Raw genomic sequence first — 22,020 nt, 5'->3', positions numbered from 1 at the left:
AAGCCACACCGTCCGGCGGCCCGACAGGCCATCGGGGCAAGCGGAGTTTTTCATGACCCCGGCAGGCCCGTCCTGCCGGGGTCTTTTCCCCGGAATCGGGGCGAAAAACGATGTTGCATTGTGGGGAAATGGTCCCTTCTTGTGTTTTGAACGTCGAGACGGTAACGGGTAGTGGCAATAATCTGGTCGCCGACCCCAACATGGAGCCGAACCGTGCGAAAAGTCCCTGTTCTCTGCATCCTCATCTGCCTGGCGCTGGCCCTTGCCGGGTGCGGCCGGTCCGAAAAGACCGCCGCCGAGGACGCCGGGACGCCGGGCGTGACCGACGACCTCCTCACCCTGGGTTCCTCCCTGCCCCTGTCCGGCCACGCGGGCTACCTCGGCACCCAGACCCTGCAGGGCGCGCTGGCCTACATCCGCTACGTCAACGAGCAGGGCGGGGTCCACGGCCGCAGGATCCGGATCGAGGCCTTGGACGACTCCTACGACCCGCCCCAGTGCCTGGCCAACACCCAGCGCTTCATCATCGACAAGAAGGTCTTCGCCCTGTTCTGTTACGTGGGCACCCCGACCACCGTGAAGGCCCTGCCCCTGGTGGAGGACGCCAAGGTCCCGCTCATCGGCATGTTCACCGGGGCCAACGCGCTCAGGCAGCCGCCCAACCGCTACGTCATCAACATCCGCGCCTCCTACTACCAGGAGACCATGGCCGCGGTCCGGCACATGGTCGAGGACCTGGGGTTGACCAAGATCGCGGTCTTCTACCAATACGACGCCTACGGCTTCGACGGCCTCATCGGCACCGAGCTGGCGCTGAAGAAATTCGAACTGGAGCCCGTGGCGCGCGGCTCCTACATCCGGGGCACCCTGGACGTCCAGGACGGCCTGGACCGCATCCGCAGGTCCGGGGCCGAGGCCGTGGTCATGATCGGCACCTACGGGGCCTGCGCCCGGTTCATCAATCTTTCCGAGGAAGAGGGCTACAACCCGATCTTCTACACCGTGTCGTTCGTCGGCGCCGAGGAACTGGCCTGGCGCGTGGGCAGGGCCTCCCCGGCCCACGTGTTCATGTCCCAGGTGGTCCCCCCGCCCGTGGAGTCCGACGACAAGAACGACTCGGCCTCCAACTACGTCAAGCTGCTCCGGCGCTACTACCCGGACGACACCCCGAGCTTCGTCGGGCTCGAAGGGTTCCTCAACGCCGAGATCCTGGTCGAGGGGCTGCGCCGGGCGGGCCGCGACCTGACCCGCGAGGGGTTCATCCGGGCCATCGAATCCATCAAGGATTTCAAGCTCGGGCCGAACCTGACCATCACCTACGGCCCCTATGACCGTCAGGGATTGGACGCCATCCACTTCACCAAGCTGCACGACGGCAAGTTCATCCCCTTCACGGACTGGGCCGAGTTCAAGGGCGAGCTGGGGAGGCCGCAATGACCTTCGGCGAACGCATGGCGGCCCGATTCACCCGCATCGGCCTACGCGAAAAGCTGCTCTTCTCCATGCTGGCCGCGGTCCTGTTCATCTCCGTGGCCATCGCCCTGATCTCGCGCTGGATCCTGGTCTCCTCCCTTACCAACGAGCTGGAGATGCGCGGATTCGCCATCGCCCACTCCGTGGCCGAGCGCGGCGGTTCCTACATCCTGGACAACGACATCCCCAAGCTGCTGGTGCTCATCTTCGACGAGGCCAGGCTGCGGCAGCGCAAGGACCTGGTGGCCTACATCTTCATCGAGGACCAGGCGGGCAACATCCTGGCCCACACCCTGACCCACAGGCTGCCCGACAACCTGCGCGCCAACACCCTGCCGCCGGGCCGGCCCGACGCCATCAAGCTCATTGAGCTGGGCAACCAGGAGGTCTACGACCTGGCCGCGGCCATCAACGAGGGGCTGTACCGCATCGGCACGGTCCACGTGGGGCTGAACAAGCGCCACATCGACACCCTGGTGGGCAAGCTGCGCGTGGCCTTCCTCGGCTTCATCTCGGCCGTGGTCGTCATCACCGTCATCCTGTCCTCCTGGCTGTCCAAGTACATCACCAAGCCGGTCTCGGACCTGACCCGCCTGTCCGACGAGATCAGCCGGGGCAACTTCGACATCCCGCTCAAGCTCGGCTCGGGAGAGGACTGGAACTCGGCCGAGTGCCCGGCCTTCACCAACACGGACCTGCCCTGCTGGCACTTCGACCAGTCGCGCAGCGGCCAGACGCCCGCCGAGACCCACCGCAAGTGCGCGGACTGCGCCTTCTACCGCAAGCACCAGGGCGACGAGGTGGTCCAGCTCGGCGACTCCTTCCGCAACATGGTCTGGTCCATCAAGCTCTATCGCCGCAGGTTGCGCGAGTCCGAGGAAAAATACCGCTCCCTGTTCGACTCCGGCCCGGACCCGATCTTCGTGGTGGACTGCGCCAGCGGGACCATCCGGGACGCCAACCCCCGGACCACCGAGCTCTACGGCTACCCCCGCGAGCAGTTGCTGGGCATGCCCTTCCTGGACCTCGGCCCGGAGCACAACCCGGCCTGCCTGGACTTTTTCACCGAGGGCGGCGGCGGGTGCGTCTACTACCCCAAGCGGCTGCACTACAAGAACGGCGGCGAGCCCTTCTTCGTGAACATGCACGCCTGCCCCATCTCCTACCGGGGCAAGCAGGCCATCATCATCGCGGTCACGGACATCACCGAGCTGATCGAGAAGGACGCCCAGCTCATTCAGGCGGCCAAGATGAAGTCGCTGGGCGAGATGTCGGCCGGCGTGGCCCACGAGATCAACCAGCCCCTCAACGCCATCAAGGTGGGCAGCGAATTCCTGTCCATGATGCGCGAGGAGGACCTGGAGATCCCCAAGGAACACTTCGAGGAGGTGGTCAACGAGATCTCGGCCCAGGTGGACCGGGCCGCCGAGATCATCGACACCCTGCGCTCCTTCGGCCGCAAGTCCGACCTCATGGAGGAGTCCGTGGAACTGAACCAGCCGGTGCGGGCGGTCCTGTCCATGGTCCGCCGCCAGTTCGAGCTGGACAACATCCGCTTCGAGCTCAAGCTGGCCGAGGGGCTGTCCCCGGTGCGGGCCCACTCCAACCGGTTGCAGCAGGTCATCTTCAACCTGGTGACCAACGCCCGCGATGCCATCAACGACGTGTCCCACGCGGACGGCGGCGGGGACCGGCGGATCATCATCCGCACCGGCGACGACGAGAGCAAGGTGTTCATCGAGGTGGAGGACACGGGCGGCGGCATAGACGAGAAGGATCGGCAGAAGATTTTCGAACCGTTTTTCACCACCAAGGAAGCGGGCCAGGGCATGGGCCTGGGCCTGGCGATCACCTACGGCATCATCAAGGATTACGGCGGAGAGATCCGCATCGAAAGCAGCAAGGGACAAGGCACGGTCTTCCGCATGGAGTTCCCTGCCGCCACCGCGCGAGGAGAGTCCAAGGCATGAACGACAAAGTACTGGTCATAGACGACGAACGGCCCACCCTGAAGATGTTCACCCTGCTGCTCTCGGCCTACGGCTACGAGGTCCTGACCGCCGAGAACGGCCGCGAGGGGGTCGAGACATTCCGGCGCGAGGCCCCGGAACTGGTGCTGACGGACATCAAGATGCCGATCATGGACGGTATCGAGGCCCTGAAGGCCATCAAGAAGCTGAACCCCGCCACCGAGGTCATCGTCATCACCGGGCACGGCGACATGGACCTGGCCATCCAGGCCCTGAACCTCGACGCCACGGACTTCATCAACAAGCCGCTCAAGCGCGAGGCCCTGGAAAAGGCCCTGACCCGCGCCAAGGAGCGCATGACCATCGCGCGCAACGCGGAGGGACAGGTGGTCCTGGAGGAGAAGAACCGGGCCGCGGTCATCGGCGTGCGCGGCAACGTCTCGGCCATGACCATGCCCCGGCTGACCGAGGCGTTTGAAAAGGCCGTGGACATGGACAAGGAGGCCGTGCTCATCGAATTCGAGAAGAACGCCTCCATCAACGGGGCTGGGATCACCGGCCTGACCGAGCTGCTGCGCGGCAACGCTGGCTCGGGCACGCGGATTTTCCTGGCCGGGCTGTCGAGCAACTTCCGGTCCGTGTTCGAGGCCCTGGGCATCACCCGGTACGCCGAACTGTTCGACCAGGAGACCACGAACCTGACCGGGGGCTAGGTCACCGGGCGAGCTTTTCCAGCTCGTGGATGATGCCGCCCAAGTCGGGCCGCGAATTGATGTCGTGGACGTCGATGTAGCGGATGACGCCCTGTTTATCGATGATCACGATGGCCCGCTCGGCCATGCCGTCGGAGCGCAGGATGCCGAGCGCCCCGGCCGCCTTGCCGTGGGGCCAGAAATCCGACAGCACCGGGAAGTCAAGGCCGTGCATGGCCTTGACCCACATGGCCTGGGACGGGATGTTGTCCTCGCTGATGCCGATGACCTCGGCGCCGAGCCCGTGGAACATGTCCAGGGCCAGGTTGTAGCCCGGCCACTGGTCCGAACAGATCGGGGTCCAGGCCGCCGGGACGAACGACAGGACCACGTTCTTCTTTCCGCGATAGTCGCTCAGGGAGACCGTGCCCCCCTTGATGGACGGCAAGGTGAAGTCCGGGGCCGTGTCGCCCACCTTGACCTTGAGGGTCGAATCCGTGGATTTGAGGCGGCCGGGGTCGAAGGTCTCCACGTGACCGGCCAGGGCCGCCGAAGCCAGCAGGACCCAGGCGAGCAGCCCCCAGACCGGCAGTGAGAAAAGCAGTGCGCGTTTCATGGCTCCCTCCTACTTCCCGATCAATTCCAGCATATTCTTCAAAAACGCTCCCTTGTCCTTGATCTCGCCCTCGTGGAAGACCAGGATGGCCCGCTTGCGGTCGCGCAGGTCGACCAGGTAGTAGGCCGGGGTGCCCACGTCGCCCACGGCCTTGTGGGCAACGTAGTCCGGGTCCTCGAAGAGCGGGAACTGGACGTCGAACTTCTTGCGGTAGAAGGCCACCTCGAAGGGCGTGTTGCCTGCGGCAATGCCTACGAACCGGACCTTGTCCGCCTTGTCCGAGGCCAGGACCCGGGAAAACATGTCGTTCACCCCCGGCGCGTCATGCTGGCAGATGGGGCAGTACATGCTGAAGACCTCGACAAACGCGAAGTCGGCATCAATGTCCGAGAGGCGGATGTCCCCGTCGTGGACGCCCAGGTACTGGCGCTGCTCCGGGCTGATTTCGCCCTCGAGCGCCACGTCGGGGAACACGTCGGTGACCGGGGCTGCGGTCGCAAACGTTGCGGCCGCCATGAACAGGCAGGCGGCCAGGGCCGGGAGATATCGTTTCATGGCGTCGTCCTCGTCGCGTTAGGGGTCCGGTACAAGATATCCAGTATAATCCCAAAACGCGGAATTCGGCAACAACACGCCTCACTCGGCCGCTTCCGCACCTTGCCTGACCCGGGGGATCGCGGTATTGTTCCAGACTGGACAGCATCCCCAACAAAAAAAGGAACCATCATGGAACAGAGACCCGTCGTCCCCTCCCTGTTGAAAGGCTTCATCCTGGCCATCGGCTTCGTGGCCGGCTGCTGGGTCCTGGCCGGGGCCCTGGTCGACTTCAAGGCCATGGACCGTTTCGTCTCGGTCAAGGGCCTGGCCGAACGCGAGGTGCCCGCCGACCTGGCCATGTGGCCCATCAGCTTCAGCGTGGCCGCCGACACCCTGCCCGACCTCGACGCCGCCCTGGCCGACTCCCGCAAGAAGGTTTTGGACTTTCTGAACGAACAGGGGCTGGGCCAGGCCGAGATCATGAACGCGGCCCCCCAGGTGCAGGAAAACCAGTACAACTCGCCCAACCAGCGGCCCGTGCACCGCTACACGGCCCAGGCGGTCGTCACCGTGCGCTCGAACGACATCGCCAAGGTCAAGAAGGGCATGTCCGTGGCGGGCGAACTGGTTTCGCGTGGCGTGCTCCTGGTCCAGAACTATGAATTCCGCCCGACCTTCGCCTTCACCGGCCTGAACAAGATCAAGCCGGACATGATCGCCGAAGCCACACGCAACGCCCGGGACGCGGCCAAACAGTTCGCCGAGGACTCCGGCTCCCGCGTGGGCGGCATCCGGCGCGCCTCCCAGGGATACTTCTCCCTCCAGGACCGCGACCAGTACACCCCGGAGATCAAGAAGGTCCGGGTGGTCACCAGCGTGGACTACTTCCTGGAGGACTAGCCCCCGCCAACACAACACAAAGGCCGCTCCCGGCAATGGGAGCGGCCTTTGTATTGCGGAAATCCATCGACCGGCTAGAGCAGCAGGAGCCGGACGGCCTCCACCCCGGACCAGGTCTGGTGCAGGGCCAGGACAAAGGCGACCGCGTTGGACGCGCCGTGGACCAGGGCCATGCCGGGGCGCTTGCCGCTCGGCTTCTGCAGGATGTAGCCGGTGACCAGGCCGACCAGGATGAACGGCCACATGAGCATGCCCACGTCATAGTGCGGCCCGGTCAGCCCCAGCGCGCCCCAGCTTTGCTGGGCCATGTACAGGCCGAGCACCAGCCCGGCCATCCAGAGCCAGGCCGCGACCTTGCCGTATTTGACGTGCCCCTTCCAGTCGAAGGGGCATTTCCGTTTGAGATGCTGGAAGCGGAACCGGTTGATGCCCATGAACAGGACCCGGATGGCGATGAGCAGGGCCGCGAGCTGGAGGAGGGGATGTATCCAGAGCATGGTCGTCCTTGAAGAGGGTTAGACGGTGGCGAACAGGAGCGGGGCGAGCCCCAGGGGCAGAGACAGGTGCATGGCCGCCAGGGCGGGCTTGTGCCGGTTCGAGGCGGCCAGCCAGGCGGCCGCACCCCCGGCCAGAAGCAGCCCGGGCGGGACGATGAAGCGCAGGGAGGCCGGTCCGGCCAGGCCCGCGAAGCAGCTCAGACCCACGAAGTACGCGGCCACCCAGACGGCCATGAGCCCGGCGCGCACGGCCGGGGACAGGCCCACGTGCAGCACGGCGAACCCGGCGCGGCCGTAGTCCTCGCGGTGCTTTTCGGCCAGCAGCCAGAAATGGGGCACCTGCCAGAGGTAGAAGATCACGGCCACCCCGAGGATGTGCGGGTCGAGCCACCCTCCCCCGGCGGCCAGCCAGCCGGTCAGGGGCGGCGCGGCCCCGGCCACGCCCCCGGCCAGCAGGGCCATGGGCGAGACCCGCTTCAGCGGGGTATACAGGCCGTTGTACACGGCGACCACGCCGAGCCCGGCGAGCAGCGTCGGCCACCCCCCGGCCCAAAAGAACAGTGCGAGCCCGGCCAGGCCGAACAGCGCGGCCCACAGCAGGCCGAGCGCGGGCGTCATGCGCCCGGAGGCCAGGGGCCGGTTCCGGGTGCGTTCCATGCGCGCGTCGCGGCCGCGCTCCTGGACCTGGTTCAGGGCCGAGCACCCGCCGCAGAGCAGGAAGGCCCCGGCCGCCGCCGGAAAGGCGTGGTCCGGGCCGCCGTACAGATGGACGTGGTAGAGCGCGCCGAACAGGCTCCCGGCGGCCACGGCCAGGCTGACCTTGGGCCGGATCAGCGGGAAAACGGAGGTGATACGGTCCGGGATCATTCGGCGTCCTTCTTCCCCAGGGACTTGATGTAGCCGACGAGCTGGTCCAACGAGGCCGCGTCCAGGTCGTCGAAGGCGGGCATCCCGTCGTCGAACCCCTCGGGCACGTCGGCCCCCGGGTCGGTGATGGCCCGGCGGATGTAACCGTCGTCCGCTTCGAGTTCGTAGGGCTTGCCGTCCGCTGTCTTGCCCTTGCGCTCGCTGCCGTACAGGCCGAGGAAGGTCGGGCCCACGTCGTCCGTGCCGTCCGTGGTGTGGCAGCCCAGGCAGCCGAGCTCGTCGGCCAGAGCCGCGCCCTTGTCCTTGCCCTGCCCGCCCTTGAGCAGGTAGGCGGCCATGACGCCCAGCTGGGCGTCGGACAGTTCCTTGCCGTAGGTCGGCATCATGTCGTCCCACCCTTTGACCACGGCCGCGCCCGGATCGCGCACGGACTGGCGGATGTACGCCTCGTCGGGCCGGATCTTCTTCTCCTTGCCGTCGGGCAGGACCACGGTCTCCTCGCGGTTGCCCAGGTCGAGCAGGCTCGGGGCCGACTCGGAGGACAGGTCCATGGAGTGACACTCGAAGCAGCCGAATTCCTCGAGCAGGGACATGCCCAGCTCCTCCTCGGCGGGATCCTTCTCGCCGTTCAGCCAGGAGTCGAACTCGTCCTTGTCCACCACCCGCAGGATGGTGATCATGTCCGCGTGCTTGAGCCCGCAGTACTCGGCGCAGAAGATGTCGAAGTCGCCCACGGTGTCGGACTGTATCCAGGCCTGGGTGTCCATGCCGGGCACCAGGTCCCACTTCACGCGCATGGCCGGGACGTAGAAGGAATGGATCACGTCGCGGGTGGTCAGGGCCAGCTTGACCGGGGTGTCCACCGGGATGACCAGCTCCTTGGAGGTCTTGCCGTTGGCGTAGGTGAACCGCCAGGACCACATGCGCCCTTCCACGCCCACGGTCATGGCCCCTTCCGGGATGTTGCGCATGGCCTTGAACGAGGTCCAGCCGGTCCAGAACAGGCCGAGCACGATGAGCAGGGGCAGGACGGTCCAGAGGATCTCCAGGGTGACCGACCCCTTGATCTCCGTGGGCTGCGGGTTGCGCGTGTAGTGATAGCGCCACAGGAAATAGAGCATGGTCACGGTCACGGCCACCAGGATGAACACGGCGAATCCGAGGATGATCAGAAAGGCTTGGTCCACTCCCTCGGCGGCGGTGAATATCTGCGGATACATGGGCTACCTGTTCGCGGTGTCGAAAAAGGTGAATCCGATGAAGATGGCCAGGATGACGAAGGCCACCAGGACCATGGTCTTGAGCGTCCAGTTCTCGTATTTGAGATGCATGAAGAAGAAGACCACCAGGGACGCCTTGATCGAGGCGATGGTCATGGCCGAGATCACGTTGAAAAAGCCGAGGTGGATGGTGGACACCTCCACGGTGATGGCCGTGAGGACCATGAGCCCGGCCCATACCGCCACGAACAGGCCGTAGCCCGGACCGTGGTGTTTCGTCTGTTCGTTCTCGTTCATGCCTGCCCGCCTAGGTGATGAGGTAATAGAGCGGAAAAAGGTAGATCCAAATCAGGTCCACCAGGTGCCAGTACAGCCCGGCGTTCTCCAGGGCCACGGAATGCTCCGGGGTGCACGTCCCGACCGCGATGCGGGTCCAGACCCACAGGAACACGCCCATGCCGATGATCACGTGCAGCCCGTGCAGCCCGGTCATGACATAGTACAGGGCGAAAAAGGCCTGCTTGCCCGGCTCCCACTGGATGAGCGTCTCCCCGCCGGGGTAGATGCCCAAGTGGATCTTGTGGGACCACTCGAAATACTTGATGACCAGGAAGCAGCAGGCCAGGATCAGGGTCCCCCCCATGAACACCTGGGCCAGCCTGCGGTCGCCCCGCTGCAGGCCGACCACGGCCAGGGCCGCGAACAGGCTCGAGGTGATCAGGACCACGGTGTTGGTGGTCCCCATGGTCACGTCCAGAAGCAGGCTCGCCTCGTGGAACTCCGTGGGGTAGCGCCCGAACGTCACCGAGTAGAGCACGAACAGGCCGCCGAAGAGCAGGATCTCCGTGAACAGGAAGAGCCACATGCCCATCTTGGCGCCCTGGTAGTCCCTATGCATGGTCATCGTCCCTCACTTCGCTGAAGTCGTAGGGTCCGTGGGTGACCACCGGCTCGGTGTCGAAGTTGTGCGTGGGCGGCGGGGACGGCAGGGTCCACTCCAGGGTGGCCGCCTTCCACGGGTTGCGGCCCACGGGCTCGCCCCGGTAGCGCGAATGGATCAGGTTCCAGAACATCAGCGCGAGCCCCGCGAAGGTGATCCAGGAGCCGTAGGTGGACAGCCGGTGCAGCGAGGTGAACTGCGGCAGGTAGTCGTAGTAGCGCCGGGGCATGCCCTCCAGCCCGAGGAGGTACATGGGGAAATACAGCCCGTTCAGGCCGACGACCAGGATGAGGGCCGCCGTGATCGCCTGCTTGCGGTTGTACATGCGCCCGTACATCTTGGGGAACCAGTAGTGGATGGCCGCGAACATGCCAAACCCCGTACCGCCGAAGATGACGTAGTGGAAATGGCCGACCACGAAGTAGGTGTCGTGGACGTGCATGTCCGTGCCCGCGGAGCCGAGCACCAGGCCGGTGATGCCGCCCATGGCGAAGAGGAAGATGAAGCCGAGCGCGTAGATCAGCGGCGGCTCCAGCCGGATGGACCCCTTGTACATGGTCGACAGCCAGTTGAAGACCTTGACCGCCGAGGGCACGGCCACGATGAAGGTCAGAAACGAGAAGACCATGACCGCCGTGTCGGACATGCCGGACACGAACATGTGGTGCGCCCAGACCAGGGAGCCCGCGAAGGCGATGGCCAGGGACGAGCCCACGATGGTCTTGTAGCCGAAGATGGACTTGCGGCAGAAGACCGGGATGATGTCCGAAATGACGCCCATGGCGGGCAGGATCATGATGTACACCGCCGGATGCGAATAGATCCAGAACAGGTGCTGGTAGAGGATCGGGTCCCCGCCCCGGGCCGGGTCGAAGATGCCCAGGCCGAGCAGCCGCTCGACGATGATCAGGACCACGGTGATGGACAGGATGGGCGTGGCCAGGACCTGGATCCAGGCCGTGGCGTAAAGCGCCCAGGCGAACAGGGTCAGCCGGGTCCAGGTCAGCCCCGGCGCGCGCAGCCGGTGGATGGTGACGATGAAATTCAACCCCGTGAGGATGGACGAGAAGCCGAGGATGAACACCCCGGCCACGGCCACGGACACGTTGGTGGTGGTCACGGCCGAAAACGGCACGTAGAAGGTCCAGCCCGTGTCGGGCGCGCCCCCGCCGGTGAACAGCGAGATCAGCGCCGTGGCCCCGCCGATGACGTACAGCCAGAACGAGAACGTGTTCAGCCTCGGGAAGGCCACGTCCTCGGCCCCCAGCTGCAGGGGCAGGAAGAGGTTGCCGAAGGCCGCCGGGATGCTCGGAATGACCACGATGAAGATCATGATCACCCCGTGCACGGTGAACAGCGCGTTGTAGGCCTGCTGGCCGATGAAATCCTTGCCCGGCCAGAAGAGCTCCATCCGGATGACCATGCCGATGCACACGCCGATCGCGAAGAAGAGCGTGATGCACCACAGGTAGAGCATGCCGATGCGCTTGTGATCCAGCGTGAACAGCCACTCGCGGACCCAGGACTTGCCGCCCGATGCCATGAAACCGGGACTCACCGCCTCCGTCGCCATCTAGCGCCTCTTCTTTTTCTTGCCGCCGAGCAGCAGCCAGGCCAGAAAGATGGCCACGAACCCGACGATGGTGAACCCGGACACGCGCAGGATGTCGAAGACGTACCGCCGCCCCTGGGGATCATAGTTGTAGCAGAAGGAAAGCAGCCGCTTCACGGACAGCCCGGTCTTGCCCTGGGCGGCCTCGGTGCCCGCCATGGTGATGTCGAAGGGCAGGAAACTGGAGCCGTAGAGATAGCGGACCACCTTGCCGCCGGGGGCCACCGCGATGGCCGCCACCGGGTGGGCCCACAGCCCGCCCTGCTTCTGGACCGTGTAGCCGATGGCCTTGAGCGTGGCGTCGATGGACGCCTGGTCGCCGGTCAGGAAGGTCCAGTATTCGGCCGGGAAGGCGTCGCCCGCGATGGCCGTGTAGTTGCGCTTGGCCCGGGCCGCGTCCTTCACGGTCTCGTGGGGGTCGAAGCTCAGGGAGACCACCTTGAGCTCCTTGCCGGGCGTCAGCTTCACCTGGGGCAGGATGGAGGCCACCGAGCCCTGGAGCAGGCTGCACACGTCCGGGCAGCGGTAATAGATGGGCAGCAGCAGGATGGGCGCGTCGGCCAGCTCGGGCAGGGTCACCCGATTGCCCTCGGAGTCGGTGAAGGGCACGTCCGGGAGCTGGGCCCCGAGATGCTCCTCGATGCCCACCGGGAGGTCGGCCTTCCCGGCCTCCTCCATCATCTTGGCATGGTCGTGGGATTCGTTCATGGACTGGTCGCCCATGTCGTGATCGCCCATGTCAGGACCAGTCACGCTTTGACCGTCCGTGTCCGAGCTGCCCATGTCCGGCTTGGACAGGTCGTCCAGGTCCGGGCCGCCCCGGCGGTCGAGCTCGGGACTGCCCATGTCGGGACTGCCCAGGTCGCGGCCGTCCACCTCGGGACCCGCATGTTCCAGGGATTCCCGCGCCGCTTCGACGCCCTTGTCCCTGTCCTCGGTCCCGCCGGCCGCCCAGCAGGGGGCGGCCAGCAGGGCGGCGAGAACGAGCAACGGAATCAGTAAACGCATTCGCCTTATCCTAGAGGGAACCGACGTAGGCGGCCAGGGCCTTGATGTCTTCCGGGGTCAACTGGCCGGCCATGCGCTCCATGGTCCGCTTCTTGGCCCCGCCGTAGGTGCCGTCCTTGTAGCCCGTGAGCTTCATCTCGATCTCCTGGGCGGTCTGTCCCTTCAGGACCACGTCGCCGCCCGCCTTGGAAGACTCGGTTCCGTCGCGATGGCAGGCCGCACACCGTTTCTTGTAGAGATCCCCGCCGTCCACGGCAAAGGCGGCGGTCACGCCGAAACAACACACGATGGTCAATACAGCCAGCAGTTTTTTCATATCGTCCTCTACGGTTAGAATGGGGGTTACAGTGCGATTCCTATTGGCCACAATAAACTTTTTTCAAGTTTTTTCAAACCACCGCCGCGCAATAATAACGATTCGGCAGGAATTCGCCGCCCGTTGCGCCATCTCGTCAATTTTCTAATAGCCTATTTTACCACATACACCATATAGTCATTAAAACCGGGTCTGCGCGACCCGGCAACGAACCTTTGGAGGCACTGTATGGGTATTAAATGGAAATTGCTGTTGATCACCGGCCTGCCGGTTTCCGCCATCCTGATCATCTTCGTCGTGGGATTGACCAGTTTCAACATCCTGGACTCGAACATGGTTTCGGTGAACGGACTGCACATGGACAGGGCCACCATGATCGACGCCGACCGCGACGCCTATCAGGCCCAGGTGGCGGTCATGAAGGCGGAAACCGCGTCCTCCGTGGAGGCCCTGAACGCGGAAAAGGCCGCCTGCGTCGAGAACATGCAGCAGACCTGGGACAGAATCACCGGCCCGGGAAAGAACTTCAGCCCGGAGATGGACGGCGACTTCGCCACCTTCAAAACGGATTTCAAGCAATGGGAAACGGCCAACAACACCATCCTGGCGTTGACCGCCGAGACCCTGGCCGCCAACCTGGAGCGCGACAAGGAGGAGAAGGCGGCCGTGGGCTCTTTCGACTCCATGCGCGAAATCATCAACGAGCTCGGCGAGATCGCCGACACGCGGCTGAAGAGTTCCCTGCTGCCCGAGGGCGAGCGCATGCGCACCGAAAACGCCTTCTCCCTGATCCTCAACGCCGATCGCGACGCCTACCAGGCCTACGTTGCCCAGCTCCTGGTCATCCGCAGCATCGATCCGACGGAGATCAAGAAATGGGCCGACTCCTTTACCGAGAATCTGGGACAGACCCGCGACCGCGTGATCCAGGGGGCGAGGCTCCTCGGTCCCGAGGGCCAGAAATTTGAAAAGGACTTCCAGTCCCAGCTCGACACGTGGGCCGCGCACAGCAAGACGGTGGTCGACCTGTCCACGGCCAACGCGGACAAGAATCTCAAGCGGATCACCCTGCTGGCCGAAAGCGAGAAGACCTTCGAAGCCATGCGCGGGTCCATCGACCGGCTCGGCCAGGCCGAAGTGGCCCGGGTCGAGGCGCGCATGGCCGACCTCGGCGTGGTGGTCAACCGGACCATCTGGACCTACGTGCTCATCTCGCTCCTGTTCATCCTGGCCTCCGTGGCGGTCACCCTGGTCTTCTCCTCCAGAATGGCCTCGGTCATGAAGCAGGCCGCGAGCGTGGCCGAGTCCCTGTCCGGGGGCGACTTCACCGTGCGCCTGAACGTGAACCGCAAGGATGAAATCGGCCAACTGGCCAAGGCCATCGGCGTCATGATCGACAAGCTCCGGGCCATCGTCTTCGAGGTCCAGGATTCGGCCTCCAACGTGGCCTCCATCTCCGAAGAGCTGGCCGGTTCCTCCCAGACCATGAGCCAGGGGGCCACCGAACAGGCCGCCGCCGTGGAGGAGGTCTCGGCCTCCATGGAGCAAATGTCCTCAAGCATCAGCCAGAACTCCGAGAGCTCCAACAAGACCGGGACGATCGCCGTGCGCACCGCCGACGAGGCCCGCAAGGGCGGCGAGGCCGTGCGTCAGACCGTGGAAGCCATGACCCAGATCGCCGAGAAAATCTCCATCATCGAGGAGATCGCCCGGCAGACCAACCTGCTCGCCCTAAACGCGGCCATCGAGGCCGCCCGGGCAGGCGAACAGGGCAAGGGCTTCGCCGTGGTCGCGGCCGAGGTGCGCAAGCTGGCCGAACGCAGCGGCACCGCCGCCGCCGAGATCGGCGAACTGTCCGCCTCCAGCGTGGAGGTGGCCACCCGCGCCGGCAAGATGCTCGACTCCATAGTCCCGAGCATCGAGGAGACCGCCGAGCTGATCCAGGAAATATCCGCAGCCAGCAACGAGCAGAACGCGGGCGCCACCGAAATCAACAGCGCCCTCCAGCAGCTGGACTCCGTTGTCCAGACCAACGCCAGCTCCTCGGAGGAAATCGCCTCCACGGCCGAGGAACTGTCGTCTCACGCCGTGCAGCTCGAAGCGACCATGGGCTTTTTCAACCTGGGCCATGGCTCCACCGGAGCCCTGCCTGCCGGACCGTCCAAGCCCAAGTCCGGGAACGGCTCCAGGCCCGCCATGCTCCCCCCGGCCGCCCGGAAGGCCTCGGCCCCCCAACCCGTGGTCGGCGCGGACATCGACCTGGACGACGGGGACGACACCTTCGAGCGGTTCTGATCTCCCTGTTCCGCACCCTGTAAAGGGCGGCCCCGGCATCGGGGCCGCCTTTTTTTCGTCCCGCCATACGATATAGACGAACACAACCCTCCGACCTCACTGCAAAAGGCCACATGTATCCATTAAAAATAGACTTCGTGGCCCTGTTTTACTCCATCAATCGTGGAAGACGAGGGCGGCCTACGACGACATCACCGATTCGGTCACATTTTTTTATTCAATAGTTAAAGTGTATTATAAACTTTTTTTGCGGCATTTTCATGGCATGTCCCTTGCTTCGTACAATGCACATTCCGATTGGAGGATGCGATGATGAGACGAAGCGACACGAGCGGGACGAAGCGGCTCGGGCTGGCTGCGGTGGAGATGGCCATGCTCCTGCCCATCTTCCTGATGCTCCTGATGGGCGTCATGGACGCGGCCCGGCTGTTCTGGACCCAGGGAGTGGTCCGGGACGCCGCGTTCGAAGGGGCGCGCATGGCCGTGCTCAACGAGACGAGCCTCGACCAGATAGAGACCGAAGTCCGGGAGAAGCTGCTCGCCGGCGGCGTCAACCAGGACTCCTCGGTGGAGGTCGGCCCGCGCGAGCCGTCCCGGCCCGTGGACGTGACCGTGTCCGTGCCCTTCGATTTCCTGGTCATCGACAACCTGATCCCGTCCATGGCGGACTGGTGCAGCCGGGTGACGGCCACGGCCGTCATGACGCACGAGAGGTAGCCATGCGCAAGAACACCGACAGCCGACGCGGTAGCGCGATCATCGAATTCGCCCTGCTCATGTCCCTGCTCCTGGCCCCCCTCCTGGCCGGTATCTGGGACGCGGCCAGGATGATAGACATGAACCAGATTCTGACCCGGGCCGCCCGCGAGGGCGTGATCATGGCCTCGCGCGGCGACGACCCCGCCGAGACGGTGCGCGCCTACGTGGCCTCCGAAGGACTGACCGCGGACAACCTGACCGTGTCCGTCGAGGTCGGCCCCGAGGACCGCGACCTGGGCCAAGAGGTCTCGGTCTCCCTGAACTACAACTTCGCGGACAGCACCGTGTACCCCTGGGAGAACCTCATGCCCGGCGGGATGACCACGGTGGCCCGCGCCAAGATGGAGTAACGGCCATGCGCGATTTTCTCCGCAGACTGAACAACGAACGCGGCTTCGCCACCGTGCTGGTCAGCATGTGCATGGCCGCCCTCATGGGCCTGACCGCCCTGGCCGTGGACCTCGGGCGGGCCTACCTGAAGCGCAGCGCCCTGCAGACGGCGGCCGACGCCGGGGCCCTGGCCGGGGCCAACTCCCTGCTGGCCGAAGGCCGGGACATGGAAAAGCTCCGCCTCATCGTGACCAACTACGCCACCCGGAACCTGACCGAGGCCGACGCGCCCGCCAAGGCCCTGACCGACGCGGACATCGTCTTTTTGCGCGACGGCGTGCCCGACGAGCAGGCCCCCAACCAGGTGGAGGTGACCATCTCCCTGACCGGACAACGCGAGAACGCCTTCCCCCTGTACTTCGGCAAGGCCGTGGGCCGCCCCTCCATGGACATCACCGTAACCTCGCGCGCCGGGCTGGCGGGCATGTGCTCGAGCAAGTGCGCCAAGCCCTTCGTGGTGCCCACCAAGTACGAGTGGGACGACGATGCCGCTCCCGGGACCAAGTACTACCAGAACGAAACCCTGGACGTGGAAAGCCCCCAGGAGATGGCCACGGTCAACGTGCTGGGCTACACCCAGGACGACGTGGGCACCCAGATCATCATCAAGCCCGGCGACCCGAGCCTGACCATCGTGCCCGGCCAGTACAACCTGGTGGACCTGCCCCCGGTGAACAAGGGCGACCCCGTCACCGGCGCGGCCATGGTCAAGGAGAACATCGAGGGATGCACCGGCTCCAACAGCCTGGCCACCGTGGCCCCGGGCGACGAGCTGCTGCTGGAGCCCGGCAACTCCGCCGGCCCGGTCAAGGCCGGGGCGTCCACCCTCATCGGCCTCGACCCCTACGCCGCCTGGGACCAATCCACCAACGCCATCGAGGGCAGCTCCTTCAGCGATCCCATGGACAGCCCGCGCGTGGTCATCATCTCCTTCTACGACCCGCGCTACCCGCCCAGCGGCGGACGCAACACCCTGATCGTCTACGAAATGGGCGCCTTCTTCATCGAGAACGTGGACAGCTCGGGCAACGTCCAGGCGCGGTTCATCAACACCGTGGCCGTGGACCCCGATGCCGACGGCTCGGACTGCCTCCTGCGCATCAGCCGCCTCATGCTCGATTCAAGCAGACAATAGCCCCTCTCCTCCCCCCATTCGTCCTCCGGCAGGGACGTCGGCCGACACGGCCGCCGTCCCTGCCGCAACCTGGCGAATCCTCCTTTTTCAGGGGGAAAACGTCCCCCAACCCCGCCGTTGAGCCAAATCAGGGGTTCTTTTGGCTATTTTACTGTAAAATAACGAACCTGACAGGTGTGGAATACCCATTTAACTCTGAAAAGAATGGACTATTTTCTTGCCATGTGCTTATACATAGCTCTGTCTCAGGCCAAGAGGTTGCGGGTTGTGGGTAACATGCGGAAATGTTTGAGCATTTCCTGCAAAGCCGTGCCTTGGGGCCGAGATTCTAGCTGGTATCAGCAACGGAATCGAGGGTGCACTTCGGGAAGGGATGCACTTCCTGGTTCGGACGGCGCAGGCCGCCGGACCGCCTCGAATCCTTGGGAGTCGAAAGCGTCGAAAGCGGCGATCCCGGTCGGATCGTTTCCGACGGCTTCACCACCAGTCGACGGGGCATCCCTTGGATTCAGACACACCCCCCGGACCGCCCGCAGTGGCCCGGAGGATGGCTGCAATCCGATGTCCGTGTCGGGATGGCCCGGAGTGAACGCCGCCTGATGCACACGACCCCGCGTTGAATGAACGGTCTCGCCCATGGGCGGGATGATTTTTTGCCGCCCCCTGGGGGCGGTGTCACAACACAAGGGGGTGCTATGGGAAAAATCTCCTCTTGGGATTGGGAACCCGGCCAAAAAACGGTCGTTAAATCCCTCTCCCTCCTCGAAGGACACGAATGGCAGGAAGAGCCGTACGTCTCGCCCGACGGCGAGACTTTCGTCGCGATCGTCAAGGTCGGCGACGGCGAATTCTCCGTTCGAACCAACGACTCGGTCTGGGAAGCCACGTTCGAAAAGATCTGGTATCCGAAATTCTCCCCTGACGGCCGCCTGACCGCCATCTGCCAGCAGGACATGGAATGGGTCCTGACGGTGGACGGCGAAGCCATGGGCGAAACCACCGACTACATCTGGGACACCATGTTCAGCGAGGACGGCTCCGTCATCGCCACCATGTACAAGTCCGAGGAACGGTACGGCATGTGCGTCAACGGCGAGCCGTGGGAAACCCTGTTTGAAAACGCCAACATGCCCGCCCTGTCCAAGAACGGCGCGCACACCGCCACCGTGGTCCAGGCCCAGAGCCTGGCCGCCGCCGACCTCGAGGGGTTCAAGCGCGGCGTGTACACCGTGGCCGTGGACGGCGAGGCCTGGAAGGGCCGCTACGTCAACATCTGGAACCCGGTGTTCAACGACTCCGGCGACTCCCTGGCGGCCACCTGCCGGACCACGGTGTACGATCACACCATCGTGGTCGACGACAAGCCCTGGCCAGTCAGCTACAACCAGGTCTGGGAACCGGTCTTCTGTCCCAAGGACGGCGGCGTGGCCGCTCCGGTCCGCGTGGCCGGCAAGTGGGGCGTGGCCAAAGACGGCCAGACCCTGTGGGAACCCCGCTACGTCCAGTGTTTCTACCTCCAGTACGACGCCTCCGGCGAGAAGCTGTGGGGCGTGGTGGCCACCAGCTACGGCCAGTTCACCGCCTGCGTGAACAACGCCGCCTGGAACGAGACCTGGCCCACCGTGTCCGACCTGGTGGTCAGCCCCGACGGCCAGCGCGCCGCGATCCTGGCCTCCGACTGCAACAAGGACTTCCGCATCGTGGTGGACGGCACCCCCTGGTCCGGCACCTACGACATGGCCTGGCCCGCGGTCTTTTCGAAGGACTCCAAGACGGTCGCCGCCAAGGTGGAAAAGAACGGCAGATTCCGGATTCTGGTCAACGGCAAGTCCTATGAACGGGACTTCGACGCCGTGTGGCCCCCGATCTTCAGCGAGGACGGCACCAAGGTGCTCATCCGCGCCATCGAGAACAACAGCTACATCCGCATCGTCGCGGAAGTATGCGACTTTTAAGGGGGAGCAGATATGACTGATTTCTATGTCTTCGCCACCGGCCCCCTCGCCTGGATCGCCTTCGGCATCTTCATCCTGGGCGCCATCTACCGGTTGGTCAGCATGTATTCGCTGGCCAAGGCCAAGGACGGCTCCTCCATCGCCTACATGAGCTGGTACTACGGGCTCCGCTCCATCCTGGCGTGGATGGTCCCGTTCAAGTCCATGGGTTGGAAGTCCGATCCCCTGATGACCGTGACCACCTTCATCTTCCACCTCTGCTTCCTGCTGGTGGCCGTGTTCCTGGGTGCGCACGTGGTCCTGTGGAACACCGCGTTCGGCATCACCATCCCGAGCCTGCCCTCGCAGTTCGGCGACATCGTCAGCTTCGTGGCCCTGGCCTGCTGCGCCGTCTTCGCGTACCGCCGCTTCGCGCTGCCGCACGTCAAAGGCGTCACCCGCTGCCAGGATTGGTTTGCCCTGGTCCTCGTTGCCCTGCCGTTCATCACCGGCGTGCTGGCCTACCATCAGGTGGGCTCGCCCCTGGTCATGACCACCCTGCACGTACTCTCCGGGGAACTGCTGCTCGCCCTGATCCCGTTCACCCGTCTGAGTCACGCGCTGTTCGTCCTGTTCACCAGGGCGTACATGGGTTCCGAGTTCGGCGGCGTCCGCCATGCCAACGACTGGTAGGCCAAACCATCACAGTAACGCGAGGTACGAATAATGAGTCACATAGCTGACAGAATCATAGCCGATGTCGGCCTTCAAGCCGGCGTCGACGCGTTGACCACCGACAAGATCGAGAAGGTGGTCAACCGGATGCTCAAAGGTGAAACCGGTGCCAAACTCCGGGCGTACAAGGAGACGTGCATGCGGTGCGGCCTCTGTTCGCAGGGCTGCCACTACTACATGTCCCACGACGCCGACCCGAGCTACTCGCCCGTGAACAAGGCCACCGAGACCATGTACGAACTGATGGACAAGAAGGGCAAGGTCTCGCCCCAGCGGATCTACGAGATGGCCCAGATGGCCTACACCGAATGCAACCTTTGCAAACGGTGCGCCCACTACTGTCCCATCGGCATCGACACCGGCTACATCATGTCCATGGTGCGCCGCATCTGCTACCTGCTGGACGTAGTCCCGCAGTATATCCGCGACACCGCCCACTCCCACGCCTCGACCATGAACCAGATGTGGGTCAAGGACGACGAGTGGATCGACTCCCTGCAGTGGCAGGAGGACGAGGCCCGGGACGAGTTCCCCGACCTGCGCATCCCGCTCGACAAGGAAGGGGCCGACGTCTACTACTCGGTCATCGCCCCGGAACCCAAGTTCCGGACCCAGCTCATCTACCAGGCCGCGGCCATCATGAACGCGGCCGGCATCGACTGGACCATGCCGTCGCATCCGGGTTGGGACAACTCGGACATGTGCATGTTCGTGGGCGACTATGAAAACATGGGCCGCCTCAAACGCGCCCACTACGAATCCGCCCAGAAGCTGCGCGTCAAGCGCATCGTCATGGGCGAGTGCGGCCACGCCTTCCGCTCGGTCTACGACATGGGCAACCGCTGGCTCGGCCACAAGAAGATGCCGGTTCCGGTCAACCACGCCATCGAGTTCTACTGGGAGCTGATCAACGAGGGCAAGATCAAGATCACCCACCAGTACGAGAACCCGGTGACCATTCAGGACCCGTGCAACATCATCCGCGGCCGGGGCCTCATGGACAAGCTGCGCGACGTGGTCCACTTCCTGTGCAAGGAAGTGGTCGAGATGACCCCCAACCGCGAGCACAACTACTGCTGCTGCGCGGGCGGCGGCGTCATCAACTGCGGGCCGCCGTTCAAGAACACCCGCATGACCGGCAACCGCATCAAGGCCGAACAGCTCAAGGCGACCGGCGTGCACGACGTGGTCATCCCCTGCCACAACTGCCACGGCGGCATCGAAGACCTGATCGGCTACTACGATCTCGGGATGCACGGCAAGTTCGTCAGTGACCTCATCTACGAACTGATGGAAAAACCGGAAGTCTAGGAGGACGCCATGAAAAAGTACAACTTCACGCTCGCGGCCTCCATGCTGACCGTCATTCTGCTGGTCGTCGTGTACATGGCCCCCACGGCCTTTTCCCAGGACGACATGACCCAGGTGCCCACGGACGGCTTCGCCAAGCTTGAACGCCCCCGCGTGCCCTTCGCCCATGACGCGCACAACGAAAAGGCCGGCCTGGACGACTGCATCGTCTGCCACCATTCCAAGAACGACGACGGCACCCGAAACATGGAGACATCCTCCGAGGGCGAGCCCTGCAGCTCCTGCCACGCGGAGAAGCGCACCGACGGCGGCACCCCGCTCATGCGCGCCTACCACCTCCAGTGCCAGGGTTGCCACAAGAAGCAAGGCAAGGGCCCCGTGGCCTGCGCCCAGTGCCATCCCAAATCCTAATAGATTAGGATAGACCCCCCGAAAATAAGGCGGCTCCACAGGGGAGCCGCCTTTTTTCTTAGGTATAGTGGGGGGCGGCTTCCGAGGGCGCAAGTACGACGGGGAAAGCAAGAGCTGCTGTCGGGTGCTGCGCACCCGAATCGCTCCGTGGTGGAGGACGAAATGGCTGGTCCGAGGACTGGAATTTCTTTTGGGCGATGTTTGGATGCCGGGACATCCAAAGGCGCTATTGCTTATTTGGGAGGGGCTGCCCCCGCGAAGCGGCGATAAAAAGTTTGGGGCTGACATAGATCTCTCGTCGTATTAGGGGGGACTATGAGGCTAAAAAGATCGCGTTTGTCGGCTCATATATCCGGTCGTCTGATTGAGCATTTCGTTGCTGGCACCCCAGCCCGCACAGCC

At 64.4% G+C, this 22,020-nt stretch carries 22 protein-coding genes; 12 read left to right on the top strand and 10 right to left on the bottom strand.

Translation table 11 applies throughout. From position 1 onward, the window contains the following. Positions 1-213 precede the first annotated feature (213 nt). Genes AB6M95_RS08555 through AB6M95_RS08545 form a run of 3 tightly spaced genes read left to right on the top strand, consistent with a single transcriptional unit; the run spans position 214 to position 4,156 of the window. On the top strand, positions 214-1,437 hold the full coding sequence (locus tag AB6M95_RS08555) for an ABC transporter substrate-binding protein (RefSeq protein WP_371386318.1): 1,224 nt from the start codon (positions 214-216) through the stop codon (positions 1,435-1,437). Further along, a complete protein-coding gene (locus AB6M95_RS08550) occupies positions 1,434-3,443 on the top strand; it encodes an ATP-binding protein (protein WP_371386317.1) in 2,010 nt (669 codons plus the stop codon). Before AB6M95_RS08555 ends, AB6M95_RS08550 begins: the two co-directional genes overlap by 4 nt. Continuing rightward, positions 3,440-4,156, top strand: coding sequence for a response regulator (locus AB6M95_RS08545; protein ID WP_371386316.1), 717 nt, complete (start codon positions 3,440-3,442; stop codon positions 4,154-4,156). Before AB6M95_RS08550 ends, AB6M95_RS08545 begins: the two co-directional genes overlap by 4 nt. A gap of 1 nt (position 4,157) precedes the next feature. Here the strand turns inward: AB6M95_RS08545 and AB6M95_RS08540 are convergent, their stop codons facing one another. Next, a complete protein-coding gene (locus AB6M95_RS08540; protein WP_371386315.1) occupies positions 4,158-4,751 on the bottom strand; it encodes a peroxiredoxin in 594 nt (197 codons plus the stop codon). 9 nt (positions 4,752-4,760) lie between these two features. Next, on the bottom strand, positions 4,761-5,306 hold the full coding sequence (locus AB6M95_RS08535) for a TlpA disulfide reductase family protein (RefSeq protein WP_371386314.1): 546 nt from the start codon (positions 5,304-5,306) through the stop codon (positions 4,761-4,763). Positions 5,307-5,477: 171 nt separating this feature from the next. Here AB6M95_RS08535 and AB6M95_RS08530 point away from each other — a divergent pair, with 171 nt between their 5' ends. After that, entirely contained in the window at positions 5,478-6,188 is a 711-nt protein-coding gene (locus AB6M95_RS08530) for an SIMPL domain-containing protein (protein ID WP_371386313.1), read from the top strand. 74 nt (positions 6,189-6,262) lie between these two features. On the opposite strand, the gene AB6M95_RS08525 is transcribed toward AB6M95_RS08530, so the two are convergent. The 8 genes from AB6M95_RS08525 to AB6M95_RS08490 are packed head-to-tail and all read right to left on the bottom strand — an operon-like array spanning position 6,263 to position 12,648. Next, a complete protein-coding gene (locus tag AB6M95_RS08525; RefSeq protein WP_371386312.1) occupies positions 6,263-6,685 on the bottom strand; it encodes a hypothetical protein in 423 nt (140 codons plus the stop codon). A gap of 18 nt (positions 6,686-6,703) precedes the next feature. After that, positions 6,704-7,552 (bottom strand): protoheme IX farnesyltransferase, encoded by an 849-nt coding sequence (locus AB6M95_RS08520; RefSeq protein WP_371386311.1) that lies wholly within the window; start codon positions 7,550-7,552, stop codon positions 6,704-6,706. After that, positions 7,549-8,772 carry a cytochrome c oxidase subunit II gene (gene coxB / locus AB6M95_RS08515; RefSeq protein ID WP_371386310.1) on the bottom strand — a complete coding sequence of 408 codons (1,224 nt, stop codon included), beginning with the start codon at positions 8,770-8,772 and terminating at the stop codon, positions 7,549-7,551. Before coxB ends, AB6M95_RS08520 begins: the two co-directional genes overlap by 4 nt. Positions 8,773-8,775: 3 nt before the next feature. Continuing rightward, positions 8,776-9,069, bottom strand: a complete 294-nt coding sequence (locus AB6M95_RS08510) for a cytochrome C oxidase subunit IV family protein (protein WP_371386309.1) — start codon at positions 9,067-9,069, stop codon at positions 8,776-8,778. 10 nt (positions 9,070-9,079) lie between these two features. Further along, positions 9,080-9,676 carry a cytochrome c oxidase subunit 3 family protein gene (locus AB6M95_RS08505; protein ID WP_371386308.1) on the bottom strand — a complete coding sequence of 199 codons (597 nt, stop codon included), beginning with the start codon at positions 9,674-9,676 and terminating at the stop codon, positions 9,080-9,082. Beyond that, entirely contained in the window at positions 9,663-11,285 is a 1,623-nt protein-coding gene (ctaD, locus tag AB6M95_RS08500) for a cytochrome c oxidase subunit I (protein ID WP_371386307.1), read from the bottom strand. The genes AB6M95_RS08505 and ctaD overlap by 14 nt, the downstream gene beginning before the upstream one ends. Continuing rightward, positions 11,286-12,332, bottom strand: a complete 1,047-nt coding sequence (locus AB6M95_RS08495) for an SCO family protein (RefSeq protein ID WP_371386306.1) — start codon at positions 12,330-12,332, stop codon at positions 11,286-11,288. 10 nt (positions 12,333-12,342) lie between these two features. Beyond that, on the bottom strand, positions 12,343-12,648 hold the full coding sequence (locus AB6M95_RS08490; protein ID WP_371386305.1) for a c-type cytochrome: 306 nt from the start codon (positions 12,646-12,648) through the stop codon (positions 12,343-12,345). Between the two features lie 228 nt (positions 12,649-12,876). Between AB6M95_RS08490 and AB6M95_RS08485 the strand changes: the two genes are divergently transcribed. The 8 genes from AB6M95_RS08485 to tmcA all read left to right on the top strand — a co-directional run bounded on the left by AB6M95_RS08485 (position 12,877) and on the right by tmcA (position 21,618). Next, on the top strand, positions 12,877-14,943 hold the full coding sequence (locus AB6M95_RS08485) for a methyl-accepting chemotaxis protein (protein ID WP_371386304.1): 2,067 nt from the start codon (positions 12,877-12,879) through the stop codon (positions 14,941-14,943). A 309-nt stretch (positions 14,944-15,252) separates the two neighbouring features. Then, positions 15,253-15,660, top strand: a complete 408-nt coding sequence (locus AB6M95_RS08480) for a TadE family protein (protein ID WP_371386303.1) — start codon at positions 15,253-15,255, stop codon at positions 15,658-15,660. Positions 15,661-15,662: 2 nt separating this feature from the next. Next, entirely contained in the window at positions 15,663-16,052 is a 390-nt protein-coding gene (locus AB6M95_RS08475) for a TadE/TadG family type IV pilus assembly protein (RefSeq protein ID WP_371386302.1), read from the top strand. Positions 16,053-16,057: 5 nt separating this feature from the next. Next, positions 16,058-17,227 (top strand): pilus assembly protein TadG-related protein, encoded by a 1,170-nt coding sequence (locus AB6M95_RS08470; protein WP_371386301.1) that lies wholly within the window; start codon positions 16,058-16,060, stop codon positions 17,225-17,227. Between the two features lie 695 nt (positions 17,228-17,922). Further along, positions 17,923-19,182 carry an electron transfer complex subunit TmcD gene (gene tmcD, locus AB6M95_RS08465; protein ID WP_371386300.1) on the top strand — a complete coding sequence of 420 codons (1,260 nt, stop codon included), beginning with the start codon at positions 17,923-17,925 and terminating at the stop codon, positions 19,180-19,182. A gap of 12 nt (positions 19,183-19,194) precedes the next feature. Beyond that, positions 19,195-19,854 (top strand): TmcC family electron transfer complex membrane anchor subunit, encoded by a 660-nt coding sequence (tmcC, locus tag AB6M95_RS08460; RefSeq protein WP_371386299.1) that lies wholly within the window; start codon positions 19,195-19,197, stop codon positions 19,852-19,854. A gap of 33 nt (positions 19,855-19,887) precedes the next feature. Then, positions 19,888-21,207, top strand: coding sequence for an electron transfer complex ferredoxin TmcB (gene tmcB, locus AB6M95_RS08455; protein ID WP_371386298.1), 1,320 nt, complete (start codon positions 19,888-19,890; stop codon positions 21,205-21,207). Positions 21,208-21,216: 9 nt separating this feature from the next. After that, the gene (gene tmcA / locus AB6M95_RS08450) at positions 21,217-21,618 is read left to right on the top strand and encodes an acidic tetraheme cytochrome c3 TmcA (protein WP_371386297.1); all 402 of its coding nucleotides are present in this window, start codon (positions 21,217-21,219) and stop codon (positions 21,616-21,618) included. The last annotated feature ends 402 nt before the right edge of the window (positions 21,619-22,020 follow it).

Origin of the sequence: Pseudodesulfovibrio karagichevae (assembly GCF_041414475.1) — a bacterium.
GTDB lineage: Bacteria > Desulfobacterota > Desulfovibrionia > Desulfovibrionales > Desulfovibrionaceae > Pseudodesulfovibrio > Pseudodesulfovibrio karagichevae.
The sequence above is the reverse complement of the archived record's forward strand: the minus strand, read 5'-3'. Positions and strand labels throughout refer to the sequence as shown.